The sequence below is a fragment of the Actinoplanes sp. NPDC020271 genome (assembly GCF_044388125.1).
Lineage (GTDB): Bacteria > Actinomycetota > Actinomycetes > Mycobacteriales > Micromonosporaceae > Actinoplanes.
The window spans coordinates 48,468-63,845 of sequence record NZ_JBIRWQ010000030.1; the positions used below are offsets into that span (position 1 = coordinate 48,468).

Genomic DNA, 15,378 nt, shown 5'->3' on the forward strand with positions numbered 1-15,378 from the left:
TACTCTCCGTCTCATGGAGCCGAGGCAGGAGTCGTTGATCGATCTTCACCCGGAACTGGCGAAGGAAGCCGACGGCTGGGACCCGAGCACTGTCCATCCTGGTGCGTCCAGAAAACTGCCGTGGCGTTGTCCATCTTGCGGGCATCGTTGGTCAGCCAGAGTGGAAAACCGCACTCGGCTAGGCGTGGGGTGCCCGCCGTGCGGGCGGGAGCGCGCTGCCGCTAAGCGCCTGATGCTGCCAACGGGCGCTAGCCTGGCAGAGCTGCGTCCCGAGTTGGCCGCGGAGGCTATTGGCTGGAATCCGGCTCACTATCGGCTCGGCTCCGGAAAACGTATGCCATGGCGCTGCGTCTCCTGCTCGCACGAATGGCAGACGCGCATCGTCCACCGAACCAACGGTGCGGGTTGTCCCCGATGCAGTGCGCGCAGCCGCGGGGCGGCCCTAGCCGTACCAGGCGAAGGGGAAAGCTTGCTTGACAAGTACCCAGCGCTTGCCGCCGAGGCGGACGGCTGGGATCCGTCGAAGTTCAAGCCGAAGTCGAATCGCAAGATGCCGTGGCGCTGCGCTGAGTGCGGGCATCAGTGGCTGGCGCCACTCAGCAACCGCGTCGGAGGTAGCGGCTGCTCGAAATGTGGGTACAAAAGGACTGCCGAATTCCATAGTAAGCCACAGGCCGGCCGGAGCTTGGCTGAGATGTTCCCCGAGTTGGCCGCGCAGGCTGCGGGCTGGGACCCCTTCCAGTACTCCTATGGTTCCGAGACCAAGCTCCTGTGGCGCTGTTCTCGCGGGCATCAATGGACAGCCACCCCCAACAACCGTACGAACGCTCTTACCGGCTGCCCGTTCTGCGCCGGCCAGCGTATTCAGGCCGGTTACAACGACCTTACGACGACTCATCCAAAACTGGCCACGCAGGCGGACGGCTGGGATGCGAGTGCCGTCGGATTTGGATGGAACGCCAAGCTTCCGTGGTTGTGCCCAGAAGGACATCGATGGCATGCGACGGTCGTGAACCGAGCAGTGCGCGGCCGGGGTTGCCCGTCGTGCGCTCGAAGTGGTTACGACCAGAGCCAGCCTGGCTTCTTCTACATCAAGACCGTACGCGATTCTACTGATGGCACCCTTTTAGCTTGGAAGCTCGGCGTGACCAACGATCTAGTTCAGCGGTCGGCGACCCTGAGATACAGCAATCGTGGCCTCGTCAAGCTGGGTCATGTTCTGAAAATGCATTCGCCCGACGGCCGACGCATCAAAGACTTGGAAAATGCAGTGTTGACCGATTTGAGGCGCCTTGGGGCTTGCCCAGGGCTCTCCAAGGTTCAAATGCCTGTCGGCTACTCAGAGACCATTAATCCTGAAGTCATCACCTTGGTCGAGGTCCGACGTCTCGTCACCGGCCACTGGGCAAGCCTAGCGAAGTTGTAGGCCTCGTCATTCGCCAAGCGTTTGCTGTGCAGCAGGCCGGCGCGACTCCAATTGAGCGGCAGGGCCGGAGTAGGAACTTGGCTGCCGCGCCGCTGTGCGCCGCTGTGCGCCGCTGTGCGGCTGCCAATGATAAGGCCAGTGAATAAGGCCAGTGAATACGATGGCCAGGGTAGTGTCGCGGGTTGCCGAATGCCGGTATCAGCGGCGTTGAGTCCGAGGTCGCGCAGTCCGACGAGGTGCCCGGAATGCACTGGCAGGGCCGGATCGGTTCGCTGCCCCACCATGCTGATCAGTTCAGAAGAACGCACCCTGACCTGCGGGCTCTTGCGCACTGATCGATTGATGGGTTACCGCTTCAGTTTGTTGAGGATGGCGAGGATGCGGTCGCGGGTGCGTGGTCGCGGAGGTGCCGGCGGCCGGGTCACGGCGTTGATCGCGGGCCAGGCACTGGTGACGCGGCCGAGTTCCGTGTCGACGCTGCCGGCCGGCCCGGGGGTGACGACGCCGGTCTGGCGCCAGGTCCGGGTTTCGGCGACGGCGGCTCGCAAGCGCTGGTAGAACGGCGACGTGGTGGCGATGTCGTCCTGGTCGGACCAGGTCAGCAGGTGGCTGAGGACCGCGTCGAACTCGAACATCGGCTTCGTCGCGGTGTGACCGCTGAGTTTCTGCGCGACCTCGGAGACGCGGGCCGGGGCGAACCCGGCGCCCGGCAGCAGGTGCAGCAGGTCGGCGGCGGTGCTGGTGACGTAGGCCTCGAACTGCCGGAGCTGCTCCGGGTCGGTGGCCGCGATCCGCTCCGACTGCCGTTGGCTTTCCGTGGTCGCGGCCGAGCCGGCCGGGAGCGGGGCCACCGGATAGTTGAGCATGTCGGAGTCGTAGGACTCGTTGATGAGGACGTGGGTCAGCTCGTGTACCAGGATGGCGACCTGCTGCGGGACCGTGCCGTTGCCCGCGTAGTTGATGGCGTACCGGTTGCTGCCGGCGGCGGCGGTGGCGTCCTGATCGATCTGGGTGTGGCCGCCACCGGTCCCGTTCTGCCGGTTCCAGGCGGAGATCCGGTCCAGGTGCGGGATCAGCTGGTCGAGCAGATCCTGCACGTCCGCGTTGGGGGTGTCGGCCCGGTACCGCCGGATCTCCTCGACTTCGTTGATCGTGATCGGTGCGGGCAGCGCCGCGGCTTGATTCTGCTGCACGCGCTGGATCGTGAGCAGGCGGCCGACGGCGGCATTGCCCACGGTGCGCTGGAGGGCGAGCACCGAAGCCGCATCGTTCGGGGCGTGACCGCCGGTGGTGCGCGGGGGCCGGGACGGGCGCGCGGACCTGGCCTCCTGGTGCACGTGCTCTGGCATCCGGCCACTATGCCCGACCAACGCGAGACGTCCGGGCGGTGAACGGAGAGGTCTGCCCCGACGGCTCATAAGTCTGCCCTCGGGCGCCGGAGACTCCGGCCCGGCCTATGCTCCAACGATCATCGTTGCAGCGGGGGCGGGCATGGGTCGGGGTAAGCGGGCCGCCGGCCGCCCGGCTCGCCGATCGGATGCTGGTCGGCCACGGTCTGGACATCGAGGACAACTGCCCCTGATGGTGGGCTGGTGGACTACGACGCCGAGCTGATCCGCTTCGCGCAGGTGCTGCGCGGGGCCTGGGCGATCCGGCCCGGGGACCGGGTGCTGGACGTCGGCTGCGGTGCGGGCGGGACGACCCGGGAGGCGGGCCGGCTGGCGGGCAGCGCGGTCGGGATCGACGTGCGCGCGGTGCCCGCGGCCGGCGGGAACGTGACGTTCGTGCAGGGCGACGCGCAGACCCACCCGTTCGCGGCGGGCGCGTTCGACGTGGTGGTCAGCCGGTTCGGGACGATGTTCTTCGACGATCCGGTGGCCGCGTTCCGCAACCTGGGGCGGGCGCTGCGGCCCGGCGGCCGGCTCGTCATGCTCGTGTGGCGGGAGGCCGAGCTCAACGAGTGGGACGTGACGATCCGGGCGGCGATCGGAGCACCGCCGGCTCCGGAGGCGTTCTCGCTGGCCGGGCGGGGGAGCACCGCGGCGATCCTGGCGAGCGCGGGGTTCGTCGAGGTGGACTTTCACGACGTACGGGAAAAGGTCTTCCATGGTCCTGACGCCGATGCCGCGGTGGCGTGGATCAGTGGTTTCACCTGCACGAAAGGGTTTCTGGACGAGCGTTCGCGGCCGCGGTTGCGCCAGGTCCTGCAGGAGCGGGCCAGTGCGGACGGCGTGTGGTTCGACGCCCGAGCCTGGCTGATCACGGCAACCGCGGGCCGGATTGGGAGCGCGGATTCCGGGTAGGCCAACCAGGTGGCTGAGATTACATCTGAGGTTCTCGTCGAGCGGCTCGCCGCCTGGGGTGTCGACACCGTGTTCGGCCTGCCCGGCGACGGGATCAACGGGATCATGGAGGGCCTGCGGCGGCACTCGGACAAGGTGAGATTCGTGCTCGTGCACCACGAGGAGGCGGCCGCGTTCATGGCCGTCGCGCACGCCAAGGCGACCGGGAGGATCGGGGTGTGCCTGGCGACGTCCGGGCCCGGCGGGGTGCACCTGGCCAACGGGTTGTACGACGCGAAACTCGACCACGTGCCCGTCCTCGCGATCACCGGGCTGCAGGAGAGCAGTGTGCTCGGCACCTCTTACCAGCAGGAGGTGGCCCTCGACCGGCTCTTCGAGGACGTGACCGAATACAACCAGGTGGTCATGAACCCGGCTCAGCTGCCGACACTCGTGGACCTGGCGATCCGGACCGCCTACGCGCGGCGCGGCGTCGCCCACCTGACCATCCCCAACGACATCCAGATCGCGCCGGCGCACGACGACCCGTACCAGTCGGTGGCGCCGGTGCGCCCGCCCGCGACGTCGCCGGTCTTCCTGTCCCCGCAGGTCCGGCCGCACGACGACGACCTGCGACGGGCGGCCGAGGTGCTCAACGCCGGCGAGAAGGTGGCGATTCTCGCCGGGGTCGGCGCCCGGGGCGCGGGCGCGCTCGTCGAGGAGGTCGCGGCCAAGCTCGACGCCCCGATCGTCAAGTCGCTGATGGGCAAGATGGTGGTGCCGGACGATTCGCCGTACGTCATCGGGGGTCTCGGTCTGCTCGGCACCAAACCCAGCGAGGAGTTGATGGAGGAGGCCGACACGCTGCTCATGCTCGGCACGAACTTCCCCTACACGAAGTTCCTGCCGGAGCCCGGCAGCGCGAAGGTCGTTCAGATCGAGATCGACCCGATCCGCGCCGGCGCCCGCATCCCGACCGACGTGCCGCTGGTCGGCGACGTCGCGACGACGCTGCGGGCGTTGCTGCCGCTGCTCGAGACGAAACAGGGGTCGCTGCTGCGGTCGTACCGAGAGAAGTTCGCCGACTGGCAGCACGCGATGGCCACGCTGGAATCGGCCGAACGGGACCCGATCGCGCCGCAGTTCCTCGCCCACCAGCTGGACGTGCAGGCCGCCGACGACGCGGTGATGACCTGCGACTCCGGCACCATCGCGACCTGGGCGGCCCGGCACTGGCAGATCCGGGGCGGACGCGAGTTCTACCTGTCGGGGACGCTGGCCACGATGGCGCCGGGGCTGCCCTACGCGCTGGCGATCCAGCACGCGTACCCGGGCCGGCAGGTCATCGCCTACGTCGGGGACGGCGGGTTCGCGATGCTGATGGCCGAGTTCCACACCGCGGTCCGCTACAACCTGCCGGTCAAGGTGGTCATCAACAACAACAACTCGCTCGGGCAGATCCTGTGGGAGCAGATGGTGCTGGGCTACCCCGAACACGGTGTCCGTTTCGGGTCACCCCTGCCGGACTACGCCGGGTGGGCTTCGGGCTGCGGAGCCTTCGGCCTGCGCGTCGACAAGCCCGGCGACCTGGCCGGTGCGCTCGGCGAGGCGCTCGCGTACCCGGGGCCGGCCCTGCTCGACGTCGCGGTCAACCCGGACGAGCCGCCGCTGCCCGGCAAGGTCTCCTACGACCAGGCCAAGAAGTTCGCCACGGCGTGGCTGAAGGGTCAGCCCCACAAGGCAGCCATCGCCACCACGTTGTTCAAGGACAAGATTCAGCAGTTCCGCGACTAGATCTTGAGCAGCAGGGACGCGAGGGCGGCGGGCTCGGAGAACATCGGCCAGTGGCCGGTCGGCAGGTCGTGGTAGGTCCAGCCGTCGCCGGCCATCAGGCCGAAGGCCGGCACGGTCGCCGCCAACTCGCGGACCTGCGCCGCCGAGAAAGAGCAGAGGATTCCGGTACGGGGCAGAGCCCGCCACGCGTCCCCGTGCCGCACCGGGTCGGTGGCGGTCGCGACCGGCTGCGGGCAGCCGCGTTCCCGCACGACCGCCCAGTCGAAGCCGATCGCCGCCGGGGGCGCCTCGACGGGCACGGGCAGCATGCCGCCGACCGCTACGGGCGGGGTTCCGTCGAAGTCGGCCTGGGACATGCCGTCCGGCAGCGGCCCGGTGTCGACGTAGACCAGGTGTCGCACTCGTGACGGATTGCGATCAGCGGCCGCGGTGATCACCAGGCCGCCGTAGCTGTGCCCGACCAGCACCACGTCGTCGAGCGTGTCCAGGACGTCGGTGAGCTGCTGGACGTGCTCCTCGACGCCGGTTCCGGGATCGAGGCGGGGCGAGACCGGCCGTACGTCGTGACCCTCGTCCTTGATCGTGGAAGCCACCGCGTCCCACGCCCATCCGCCGAGATGGAACCCCGGAACCAGCACATATGTCGTCATGCCGCTGACGCTAGGCCGAATACCGGGCAACTTCCGCCCGGTATAATGTGTGGTCCATGCCACAGCCGCTGGGAAAGGTGCTCGGTCTGCTGGAGTTGCTCCAGGCCGCGCCCGCAGGGGTCACCGTCGGTCACCTCGCGGAGCGGCTGGAGGTCGACGAGCGGACCGTGCGACGCTATGCCACGCACCTGGCCGAACTGGGAATTCCGGTGACCGGCAAGCGCGGGCGGTACGGCGGGTACACGCTCGCCCCCGGTTACCGCCTGCCACCGCTGATGCTCTCCGACGAAGAGACACTCGCCGTCCTGCTCGGCCTGGTCGCCGGTCGCCGCATCGGCCTGTCGACGACCGCGGCGGCGACCGAGACCGCGCTCGCCAAGATCCAGCGCGTGCTGCCGGCCGGGCTGCGGGCCCGCACCGACGCGCTGCTGGCGACGCTCGACTTCGCCGCCAACCGGCCGGTGGCCGGTGCCAACCCCGACACCAGCACGCTGCTCACGCTGGCCGCGGCGGCCCGTGGGCACCGTCCGGTGACGTTCACCTACGCCAAGCCGGGTGCCGAGCCGGGTGTGCGCGGGCTGGATCCGTACGGGCTGGTGTTCCATGCCGGGAAATGGTTCGTGACCGGTCGTGATCACACGCGCGGCGCGGTCCGCACGTTCCGGCTCGACCGCGTCCGCGACCCGGCGGTCCAGGACGGCACGTTCGAGGTCCCGGCCGGTTTCGACCCGGCCGCGCACGTCGCCGGCGGTCTGGCCACGGGCGCGTGGCGGCACGAGGTGTCCGTGCTCCTGCACGCCGACCTCGACGACGTACGCCGTCAGATCCCGCCGACCGCGGCCACGCTCACCCGGGCCGGCCGTGACGTCCGGCTGACCGCCCGCGCGGAACGGCTCGACGGGATGGCCCGCATGCTCGCCGGGCTGGGCCACGACTTCACCGTGGAGAAGCCGGCCGAGCTGCGGGCGGAGATCGCCGTCCTCGCCGCCCGCTTGCAGGCGGCCGCCGCCTCGGGGTGACCGGATCAGGCCGAGTGCGGATCCGCGGGACCGCGGAGAACGACGCCAACCTCGGCGCCCTGGGGGAAACGGTCTTCGAGGCGCGGCGAGTGGTCCGTTTCTGGCCGGTGTGCGCGAGATGCTCGACCGGTCCACCCCGCCGATACTGGCCAGGGCGATCCGGCTGGTCGCCGGCGGGCTGGGCGACGGCGCGGAGAAACTCGGCGCGGTCGCCCCGGCCCGGTCGGAGCCCGCCGGGCCATGGGCCGGCTCAGGCGAGCGGATCCAGTTTCTGCAGTCGTCGCCGGGCCTGCTCGTGCATCCCGGTCAGGAGCGTTCGCGCGGCCGACTCCAGGCGATCGATGTCCTGCAGCGCGGCGGCGCGGTCGGCGGTGATGGCGCTCATCGCCTGGGCGTGCCGATGCCGGGCGTCGCTCTCGATGGTCGACGCCTTGATCGCCGCCTCGCTGGTCAGCTGGTCAGCCTTGGTGCGGGCGGCGGTCAGCAGGGCATCAGCCGTGTGTTCGGCGTCGCGCAGGTAGTTGTCCGCGGTGCGTTGCGCCATGGCGACCATTCCCGAGACGTCGGCGCGAGCCTCGTCCAGTTCGAGCTGGAGCCGGCGTGCCCGCTGCTCGGCCATCGCCTGCTCGTCCCGCAGCTGCCGCAAGTGTGCGGTGAGAAAGGCCGCCTCCTGCTCCGGGGCCTCGTGCAGTTGTTCTCTCAGCTCCCGGTTCTGTGCGGTCAGCTCGGTGAACCGGTGGTGCAACGCGTCCAGGAAGTCGTCGACCTGGTTCTCGTCGTAGCCGGGCCGGCCCGTCGGAGGCCTCCGGAACGCCACCTCGTTGAGGTCCGGCGGGGTCAGCGACACCCTTCGTCCCGCTGTCACAGCGGTGCGAGGGCCTGGAAGCCGGTCGCCCACTGCGCCGGAACCTGGGTGAGCTGGATGCCGCCCATGGTCACCACGAGGTGACGGTCGGGGTAGTTGGCCGAGCGCAGCGCCGTCGCGCCGCCGGTGGTGACCGGGCAGAAGGTGGCGTCCTGGTCGAACAGGGCGGTGCCGGCGGACTGCTCCCAGCGCAGCACGAAGTCGCGGTGCCGGAGGAAGGCGCCGGGGTGGTCGGCCGACTCGAACGACAGGCAGCCGGCGTCGGCTCGTCCCGCCCGCACCACGAACCGGGCGTCGGCGCGATCGGCCGCGGTGCTCACCGCCGTCAGGACGTCGAGGCTGACCCCGGGACCCCGGTGCCGCACGCGGTATCCGGGCAGGGCCGCCACGCCCAGCCCGATCGTGGTGCCGGGGGTCAGGCTGACGGGCGCCCCGGTCGCCGCGATGCTGCGGCTGGCCGGTGCGCTGTGCGGGGTGCTCGCGCTGGGCTTCGGAACGGAACCGGCCCGGGGTGGCCGGGCGCCGGTCGGTTGTGGAGCCCCGCCGACCGGCAGCGCCTGCGGGCCGCTCGGCGGGAGGCCACCGGGCAGCGCCGGAAGGATCGAGACCGGCGGTGACGGCACGGGCATCACCCAGTTCGGCGGTCCGGCCGGGTCGTGCGGCACCGACGGCGAGCCGAGCTGCACCAGGGTGGCCGCCGTGGCGAAACTCAGCACGGCGAGCACGGTGGCCACGGTGAGCACCAGCAGCGCTCGGTTCGACGACACGGAACCGGCTTTCTCCGGCATCTCAGACGACTCCTGACGGATGATGCAGCACGCGTCGCCGCTGACACGACGCGGATCGGTGTGGGAACGGGGCGGTGCGGGGGTGCGCGAATGCGCAAGATCACGTTGCCAGGGGGAGTGAACGTGCCCCAAAAGAATTTGTCAACTCAAGTATCTCGTAGGTTTGTTGCCGATACTTCGTGAGCGAAGCAAACGGCGCCGATGGATCGTCAGTGGCCGTCCGCCGGTGTGCGGGGGGTCCGGCCGCCGGACCACCTGTCTTGGCCTGCCCGGGCCCCTCCCGCACCCTCGCCGCGTGACTTCCACTGCACGAGTAGGTGCTCAGCGCCGCCAAGTAGCCGGACCGGCCGGCCCTGCGCTGGTCAGGGGTGGCACCGACGGGATCGGCCTCGCGGTCGCCGCGGCGATGGCCCGCCCGGGGTGGCCCGTGACCGGGATCGGCCTCGCGGTCGCCGAGGCGATGGCCCGCCCGGGGTGGCCCGTGACCGGGACCGCCCGCCGAGCCGGAGGTGACCCTGGTCCTGCATCGGTGTTGCTTGTCATCCCGGAGGTATACCGAGGCGACGGGGCCGGACCAACGTTCCCGGTCTACTCGGCGAACCCGGCGACCGGCGGAAACACGCCCGCCACACCCGGGTTGCCCGTACCCGGCCCGGCGGGTGGGACGGCGTGCCGCCCCACCCGGTGGTGCCCGGTCAGCCGTGCTGGCCGGGGACGTAGGCCCCGGCCGGGCTCTGCAGGATGACGTTCAGCCGGTTCCAGGAGTTGATCACGGCGATCAGCGAGATCAGCGCGGCCAGCTGCTCGTCGTCGTAGTGCTTGGCCGCGTTCGCCCACACCTCGTCCGGGACACCGCCGGCCGCGTCGGCGATCCGGGTGCCCTGCTCGGCCAGCTCCAGCGCGGCCCGCTCGGCCTCGGTGAAGACGGTGGCCTCCCGCCAGCCGGCGATCAGGTGCAGACGCTGGTGACTCTCGCCCGCGTGCACCGCGTCCTTGGTGTGCATGTCGATGCAGAACGCGCAGCCGTTGATCTGGCTCGCCCGGATCTCCACCAGGTGCGCCGTCGACTGCGGCAGCGACGACGAGGCCACGGCGCGGGTGACTGCCAGGAAGCCCTTGTAGGCCTTGACGCCGACCTCGGTGTTCGGGAAGTTCAGTCGAGTGCTCATGATGTTCTCCTTCGCCGTGGTGGCCTTGCTCGACACCATTCAGACCGCCCCGGCCGCCGGATTGTGACGTGACCTGGGTCTCATAGACTGCGGCGATGGGACAGCGCGTCGCGTGGGCGGATTCGCCGGCTGGTGGGCGCGTCGCCTATGCGGTCAGTGGGAGCGGGCCGCCGCTGGTCTACGTCAACGGATGGCTCAGCCACCTGGAGCTCAGCTGGGCGCTGCCCGCCGAGCGCGGTTTCTTCGAAGCGCTCTCCGAGGGGCGAGAACTTGTCCGGTACGACAAACCGGGCTGCGGCCTGTCCACGCCGGCGTCCCCGGATCACACGCTCGGGCACGAGTTCGACGCGCTGCAAGCCGTGCTCGACGCGACCGGAAGTGATCAGTTCGACCTGATGGGTGTGTCCAGTGGGGCGGCAGTCGCGGCGGCGTGGGCGGCCGAGCATCCGTCGTCGGTGTCGCGGCTGGTGCTCTACGGCGGCTGGGCGTACGGGCCGGACGTGGCCGCGCCGGAGATCCAGACCCACGTGCTGGGGCTGGTGCGGCAGCACTGGGGGTTGGCGTCCGGGCTGCTCGGGGACGTGTTCGCGCCGGACGCTGACGGGCCGACGCGGGCCGCGTTCACCCGGTACCAGCGGGAGGCGGCGAGCGCGGAGACGGCCTGCGCGATGCTGCTCATGGCGTACAGAATCGATGTCGTCGATCTTTTGAAGCGGGTCACGGCGCCGACTCTGGTGGTGCATCGCGAGCGCGACCGGGCGGCGCCGATCGAGCTGGGGCGGCGGCTCGCGGACGGGATCGCGCAGGCCCGGTTCGTGGTGATCCCGGGAAGATCCCATTTGCCGTACGTCGGTGACGCCGAACCGTTGATCCGGGAGATCCGGCGCTTCCTCGGGCTGCCGGTGCGGCGCCGCGCGGCTCTCCCGGCGCTGACCGTGCGGCAGCGGGAGGTCGCCGGGCTGATCGCGCAGGGCTGCACGAACCGGGAGATCGGCGAGCGGCTCGGCATCGCGGAACGGTCCGCGGAGGCGCACGTCGAACGGATCCGGTTGCGGATGGACTTCCGGTCGCGCTCGCAGATCGCCGCCTGGTACGTGGCGACCGGCGGCGCGAACTGAGGTATTTCCCGGCCTGTGCCACCGCTTCGCCGGGCCGAGAATGGGGTGATGATTGTTCTCGGCTACGCCGTTGTCGCCTATGCGGCGTTTCTGTCCAGCACCGTCTGGGCGATCATTTTCCTCGCCGGCCCGATCGACGACCCGGCCACTCGATCGACGCCGGTCGCTCTCGCGATCGACGGCGCGCTGCTGTTCGCGTTCGCCCTGCAGCACACGATCATGGCTCGCGCCGGCTTCAAGAAACGATTGACGCGACTGATTCCCGAGGCCGCCGAGCGGTCCACGTTCGTGATGGCGGCCGGTCTGCTGATGGTGGCGCTGCTCTTCTGGTGGCAGCCGGTTCCGCAGGTGATCTGGCAGGTCAGTGGGCTGATGTGGATCGTCTACGCGGCCGGGTGGGCACTGGCGATCTGGTCGACCTACATGGTCGACCACTGGGACCTGTTCGGGTTGAAGCAGGCGTGGACGCGGTGGCGCGGCCAGGAATACCACCCGCCGGAATTCAAGGAACGCTTCCTCTATCGCTGGCTGCGGCACCCGCTGATGCTGGGCATGGTCATCGCGTTCTGGGCGACACCGCGGATGAGCGTGGGACACCTTTTCTTCGCAATTTCCGGAACGGCGTACATCCTGATCGGAATCCGATTCGAGGAACGGGACCTGCGGGCCCGGTTCGGTGCCGAGTATCAGGGGTACGCCCAGCGAGTCCCGTCGATCGTGCCGGGAGCGATTCGGCGCTACGATCGTGCGCGTGTCCGCTCCCCTCGACAGACACCGTGACCAGCGTCAGCGACTGCTCGCCGGCGTCGTCGAACGACTGCGCCGGCTCGGCATCCCGGTGTCGTTCGGCCAGCTCACGCCGTACCGGGATTTCTACGGCCAAGTTCCGGACGGGCTGACCGGCCTGGTCGTCGACGAGCCGTCCGGGCCCGGCAGCATGCAGGTCACCGTCGTGGCCGCGCACCGCACGGGTGAATCGTCGACCGACCCGCATCTGTGGGTGCGCGACGTCGACCTGGAGTACGACCTGGTCGGTGACGTCTACTTCGAGGTGACCACGCTCGACGAGTCGGGTGACGGCGACGCGGTGTGGGCGCCGCGGCAACTGGTCGGCACCGAGGAGGGCGTGGTCGACGCCATCCGCCTCTGGCACAGCTACCGGGACACGCTGCGTGCCACCCCGCCGCCGCCGGACCCGCGACTGGCCGCCCGGCGCGCGAAACTGCACGCCGCCCGCGTCGCCGCGGCCGAGACGGGCCGGGTGCGGTTCGCGGTCGACGAGTCCGCGGTCCCGGCAGTGCACCGTCCCGGGCTGGCCGTCGATCTGACCGATCTCGATCACGCACAGGTCGGCTTCCACTTCCCGCGTGACCGTAACGGGCGGTTCTCCCGCAGCGCCGTCGTCGCGCTGACCGGTTACGGGACCGTGCTCGGCCGGCGCGGTCCGTGGCTGGTCGTGCGCAACGACGGCGGGGAACTGGTCGCCCGGGTCGAGGCCCTGATCGACGTCAACCAGGACCATCGGTGGGACCGGCTGCCGTGGCTGTGGCGATCGTCCGGGCAGGCGGCGACCCCGGAACAGCGCTGGCAGGCACCCTCGGCCGAGCAGGTGCGTCCGATCACCGACCTGCTCGACCAGCACGCGATCGCCGACGCGCTCACCCTCTCCGGCGTCGAGGTCGACCCGGATCTGGGCGCGCTCCTGGACGGGTTCCCGATCAGTTACACGTCGGCGCGGTACACCGAGACCTGGGTGCGCAGCCTCTACGCCCAGCTGGCCGGGAGTGCGCCGTGGCGGTTCGCCGACGGGTTCCGGGCCTGGCAGGACGAGCGCCGCGAGGCCGGGCGGTCACCGCAGTACGAGGTGGCGCTCTTCGGCCTGAAAGGGCTCAACCAGCAGTCACGGCCGATGGTCGCGCTCTCCGCGCCGCACGGCGTGTGCCGGCTGACGATGATCTGGAGCGCGAGCAACGCCCGGCTGCCGCGCGCGCTGTGGGAACGCCCGGCCGACCTCCTCGGTTGACCGCCGTCACACCGCGGTCTTCCGGGCGCGGAAGGCGACCATGTTCATCCGGTTGCCGCAGCGGACGGTGCAGAAGCGTTTCGAGCCGTTGCGGGACAGGTCGATGAAGATGCCGGTGCAGTCGTCGGCGGCGCAGACCCGCAGGCGGCCCGTCTCGTTCATCCGGATCACGTCGATCAGGGCGAGCGCGGCCTCGGCCCGGATCCGTTCGGCCAGCGGCGCGTCCGGGTCGGTCGCATGGAGGTGCCAGTCGGAGCCGTCGTGCCGGGTCAGGTACGGCAACGCCCGCGACTCGCGCAGCATCCGGTTGACCGCCTCGACGGCCTCGTCGCGGCCGAGGGTCCACGCCGCGCGGATCTGCGCCCGGGCCTCGCGGACCTCGTCCAGCTCGGCCCGGTCGTAGTCGACCCGCCCGGTGAAGACGTTGCGGGAGAGCAGTTTGCGCAGGTGATCCACGGTGGCGAGCTCGTCGGTGCCGGATCGGGACGCGCCGGCCTCGGTGTTGACGAGCACCACCGCGAACTCCAGCGCCTCCTCCGTGTCAGGGGCAAAAAGCAATTTGACTCCTCACTGGGGCGAGCCTAGCGTCAGGGGCGTAACAAACTTAGTCCATGACCGAGGAGTCGTCATGAAACCGCAGTCCACCGGTCTGGCCGCCGCGGTGATCTCGGCCGCCTCGTTCGGGACGTCCGGGGCGTTCATCAAACCGCTCCTCGAGGCAGGCTGGTCACCGGCTGCCGCGGTCACCGCCCGCGCGCTGACCGCCGGCCTCCTGCTGCTGCCGTTCGTGCTGCTCTTCCTGCGCGGCGACTGGGGCGCGCTGTGGCGCGGGCGCTGGCGGCTGTTCGGGATGGGCATCATCGCGGTCGCGTTCACCCAGCTCACCTACTTCGCGGCGATCAGCCGGGTGCCGGTGTCGACCGCGCTGCTCGTCGAATACCTGGCGCCGCTGCTGCTCGTGCTCTGGACCTGGGTGGTCACCCGGCACCTGCCCCGCCCGGCGGTGCTGCTCGGCTCGGTGCTCGCGATCGGCGGCCTGGTCCTCGTGATCGGGCCCGGCGCGTTGCAGGCGGTCGACCCGCTCGGGCTGGCCCTGGCGTTCGCGGCCGCGGTCGGCTGCGCCGTCTACTTCGTGGTCGCGGCCAGGCCCGCCGACGGGTTGCCGCCCGTCGCGCTGGCCGGTGTCGGCCTGCTGCTCGGCGGCGTGGTGCTCGGGCTCAGCGGGCTCGTCGGGGCGGTGCCGATGACGGCGACGTCCGGGGAGGTGCCACTGCTCGGAGCGATCGTGCCCTGGTGGGTGCCCCTGGGGGTGGTCGCCGTTTTCGGGACTGCCATCGCGTACGCCTCGGGGATCTTCGGCAGTGGGCGGCTCGGCTCGCGCCTCGCGTCCTTCGTGGGCCTGCTCGAAGTCGTCTTCGCCTCGATCCTCGCCTGGATCGTGGTGGGGGAGCGGCTCAGCCCGCTGCAGATGCTCGGCGGTGCGCTGATCCTGGCCGGGATCGCGGCCGTGCCCGCCGAGCAGCCGGCCGTCGCCCCCGCCTCCGCCCCCGCCGTCGCCGACGACGAGGCACAACCACTGATCGCGCACTGAGATCCTCCTGCCGTGGCGGTGTCCGGTCGTGTCCGCGCTGATGGCCGCGACCCGGCGCCCGGTCGCCGGGCAGGCCCCCGCCGCCGGGCTCGACGGCGAGCCGGCCTGGCGCACGCTGCCCGGCTGGTTCGTCCGGGGCGACGCCGACCGCAACATCCCGGCGGCCGCGCTGCGCTTCATGGCTGAGCGCGCCCGGGTCCTGAGCCGCGGGAACTCCCTGGCGCTGGGCACGCGCTGACGGTCTCGGAGCCGGCCGCGGTCGCCGGGACGATCCTGAAGGCCGTGTCAGGGCAGGGGCCGGCCCTAGGTTTTCGCGCAGCGTCGCGCCGCGGCAGTCGTCCTTCACGGTCCCGCGTTTGCGCAGCTCGTGCAGCAGCCCGTCGACCACGAAGTCCCGCAGTGCGCCCGGCCCGGAGTTCTCCTTCCCGATCGGCGACGTGACCAGGTTCCACGCCGCACGCCCGTTGCTGACGTGGTCCAGGGTGCCGAAGAGACGGGCGAGGTCGAACGGGTGGTGGAACGTCGTGGAGACGGTGGAACCTATAGGCATTAGGGGTCAGCGGCGAGTCCGGTGGCTCCTGGCCCAGGGTGAGCGCCGGTCCGCTACTGTGCGCCCGGGGACTGCCGATTGACGGTGAAGGGGCCACCGGACG

15 protein-coding genes and 2 pseudogenes are annotated in these 15,378 nt (G+C 70.5%); 10 read left to right on the top strand and 7 right to left on the bottom strand.

The features are described from left to right. Positions 1-13: 13 nt before the first annotated feature. Both ACH442_RS40445 and ACH442_RS40450 read left to right on the top strand, forming a co-directional pair. Positions 14-406 (top strand): annotated as a pseudogene (locus ACH442_RS40445) (zinc-ribbon domain-containing protein); the annotation flags it as partial. Between the two features lie 63 nt (positions 407-469). Beyond that, positions 470-1,426: a zinc-ribbon domain-containing protein gene (locus tag ACH442_RS40450; protein WP_396343498.1), complete on the top strand. Its 957-nt coding sequence runs from the start codon at positions 470-472 to the stop codon at positions 1,424-1,426. A gap of 347 nt (positions 1,427-1,773) precedes the next feature. Here the strand turns inward: ACH442_RS40450 and ACH442_RS40455 are convergent, their stop codons facing one another. Continuing rightward, positions 1,774-2,775: a hypothetical protein gene (locus ACH442_RS40455; RefSeq protein WP_396343430.1), complete on the bottom strand. Its 1,002-nt coding sequence runs from the start codon at positions 2,773-2,775 to the stop codon at positions 1,774-1,776. A 243-nt stretch (positions 2,776-3,018) separates the two neighbouring features. On the opposite strand from ACH442_RS40455, the gene ACH442_RS40460 reads away from it, so the two are divergent. Together ACH442_RS40460 and ACH442_RS40465 are read left to right on the top strand one after the other, a co-directional pair. Next, entirely contained in the window at positions 3,019-3,729 is a 711-nt protein-coding gene (locus tag ACH442_RS40460) for a class I SAM-dependent methyltransferase (RefSeq protein ID WP_396343431.1), read from the top strand. A gap of 9 nt (positions 3,730-3,738) precedes the next feature. Next, on the top strand, positions 3,739-5,502 hold the full coding sequence (locus ACH442_RS40465) for a thiamine pyrophosphate-dependent enzyme (RefSeq protein ID WP_396343432.1): 1,764 nt from the start codon (positions 3,739-3,741) through the stop codon (positions 5,500-5,502). On the opposite strand, the gene ACH442_RS40470 is transcribed toward ACH442_RS40465, so the two are convergent. Continuing rightward, positions 5,499-6,152 (bottom strand): alpha/beta fold hydrolase, encoded by a 654-nt coding sequence (locus tag ACH442_RS40470; protein ID WP_396343433.1) that lies wholly within the window; start codon positions 6,150-6,152, stop codon positions 5,499-5,501. The two genes, ACH442_RS40465 and ACH442_RS40470, sit on opposite strands and share 4 nt — an antisense overlap. A 56-nt stretch (positions 6,153-6,208) precedes the next feature. Between ACH442_RS40470 and ACH442_RS40475 the strand changes: the two genes are divergently transcribed. Next, complete coding sequence (locus ACH442_RS40475; protein WP_396343434.1) at positions 6,209-7,171, top strand: helix-turn-helix transcriptional regulator; 963 nt, start codon at positions 6,209-6,211, stop codon at positions 7,169-7,171. A gap of 250 nt (positions 7,172-7,421) precedes the next feature. Here ACH442_RS40475 and ACH442_RS40480 read toward each other — a convergent pair whose 3' ends face one another. The 3 genes from ACH442_RS40480 to ACH442_RS40490 form a co-directional block, all read right to left on the bottom strand. After that, the gene (locus ACH442_RS40480; protein WP_396343435.1) at positions 7,422-8,018 is read right to left on the bottom strand and encodes a DivIVA domain-containing protein; all 597 of its coding nucleotides are present in this window, start codon (positions 8,016-8,018) and stop codon (positions 7,422-7,424) included. A gap of 14 nt (positions 8,019-8,032) precedes the next feature. Then, on the bottom strand, positions 8,033-8,824 hold the full coding sequence (locus ACH442_RS40485; protein ID WP_396343436.1) for an AbfB domain-containing protein: 792 nt from the start codon (positions 8,822-8,824) through the stop codon (positions 8,033-8,035). A gap of 695 nt (positions 8,825-9,519) precedes the next feature. Further along, positions 9,520-9,993 carry a carboxymuconolactone decarboxylase family protein gene (locus ACH442_RS40490; protein ID WP_396343437.1) on the bottom strand — a complete coding sequence of 158 codons (474 nt, stop codon included), beginning with the start codon at positions 9,991-9,993 and terminating at the stop codon, positions 9,520-9,522. Between the two features lie 95 nt (positions 9,994-10,088). Here ACH442_RS40490 and ACH442_RS40495 point away from each other — a divergent pair, with 95 nt between their 5' ends. Genes ACH442_RS40495 through ACH442_RS40505 form a run of 3 tightly spaced genes read left to right on the top strand, consistent with a single transcriptional unit; the run spans position 10,089 to position 13,134 of the window. Then, a complete protein-coding gene (locus ACH442_RS40495) occupies positions 10,089-11,111 on the top strand; it encodes an alpha/beta fold hydrolase (protein WP_396343438.1) in 1,023 nt (340 codons plus the stop codon). 48 nt (positions 11,112-11,159) lie between these two features. Next, positions 11,160-11,891 (top strand): methyltransferase family protein, encoded by a 732-nt coding sequence (locus tag ACH442_RS40500; RefSeq protein WP_396343439.1) that lies wholly within the window; start codon positions 11,160-11,162, stop codon positions 11,889-11,891. Beyond that, a complete protein-coding gene (locus tag ACH442_RS40505; protein WP_396343440.1) occupies positions 11,863-13,134 on the top strand; it encodes a hypothetical protein in 1,272 nt (423 codons plus the stop codon). Before ACH442_RS40500 ends, ACH442_RS40505 begins: the two co-directional genes overlap by 29 nt. Before the next feature lie 6 nt (positions 13,135-13,140). On the opposite strand, the gene ACH442_RS40510 is transcribed toward ACH442_RS40505, so the two are convergent. Further along, positions 13,141-13,692 (bottom strand): CGNR zinc finger domain-containing protein, encoded by a 552-nt coding sequence (locus ACH442_RS40510; RefSeq protein WP_396343441.1) that lies wholly within the window; start codon positions 13,690-13,692, stop codon positions 13,141-13,143. Positions 13,693-13,762: 70 nt separating this feature from the next. Between ACH442_RS40510 and ACH442_RS40515 the strand changes: the two genes are divergently transcribed. Together ACH442_RS40515 and ACH442_RS40520 are read left to right on the top strand one after the other, a co-directional pair. Then, positions 13,763-14,725 carry an EamA family transporter gene (locus ACH442_RS40515; protein WP_396343442.1) on the top strand — a complete coding sequence of 321 codons (963 nt, stop codon included), beginning with the start codon at positions 13,763-13,765 and terminating at the stop codon, positions 14,723-14,725. A gap of 28 nt (positions 14,726-14,753) precedes the next feature. Then, positions 14,754-14,963, top strand: coding sequence for a hypothetical protein (locus ACH442_RS40520; protein WP_396343500.1), 210 nt, complete (start codon positions 14,754-14,756; stop codon positions 14,961-14,963). Positions 14,964-15,143: 180 nt separating this feature from the next. On the opposite strand, the pseudogene ACH442_RS40525 reads toward ACH442_RS40520, so the two are convergent. Beyond that, positions 15,144-15,275, bottom strand: a pseudogene (locus tag ACH442_RS40525) (LLM class flavin-dependent oxidoreductase); the annotation flags it as partial. Positions 15,276-15,378 lie beyond the last annotated feature (103 nt).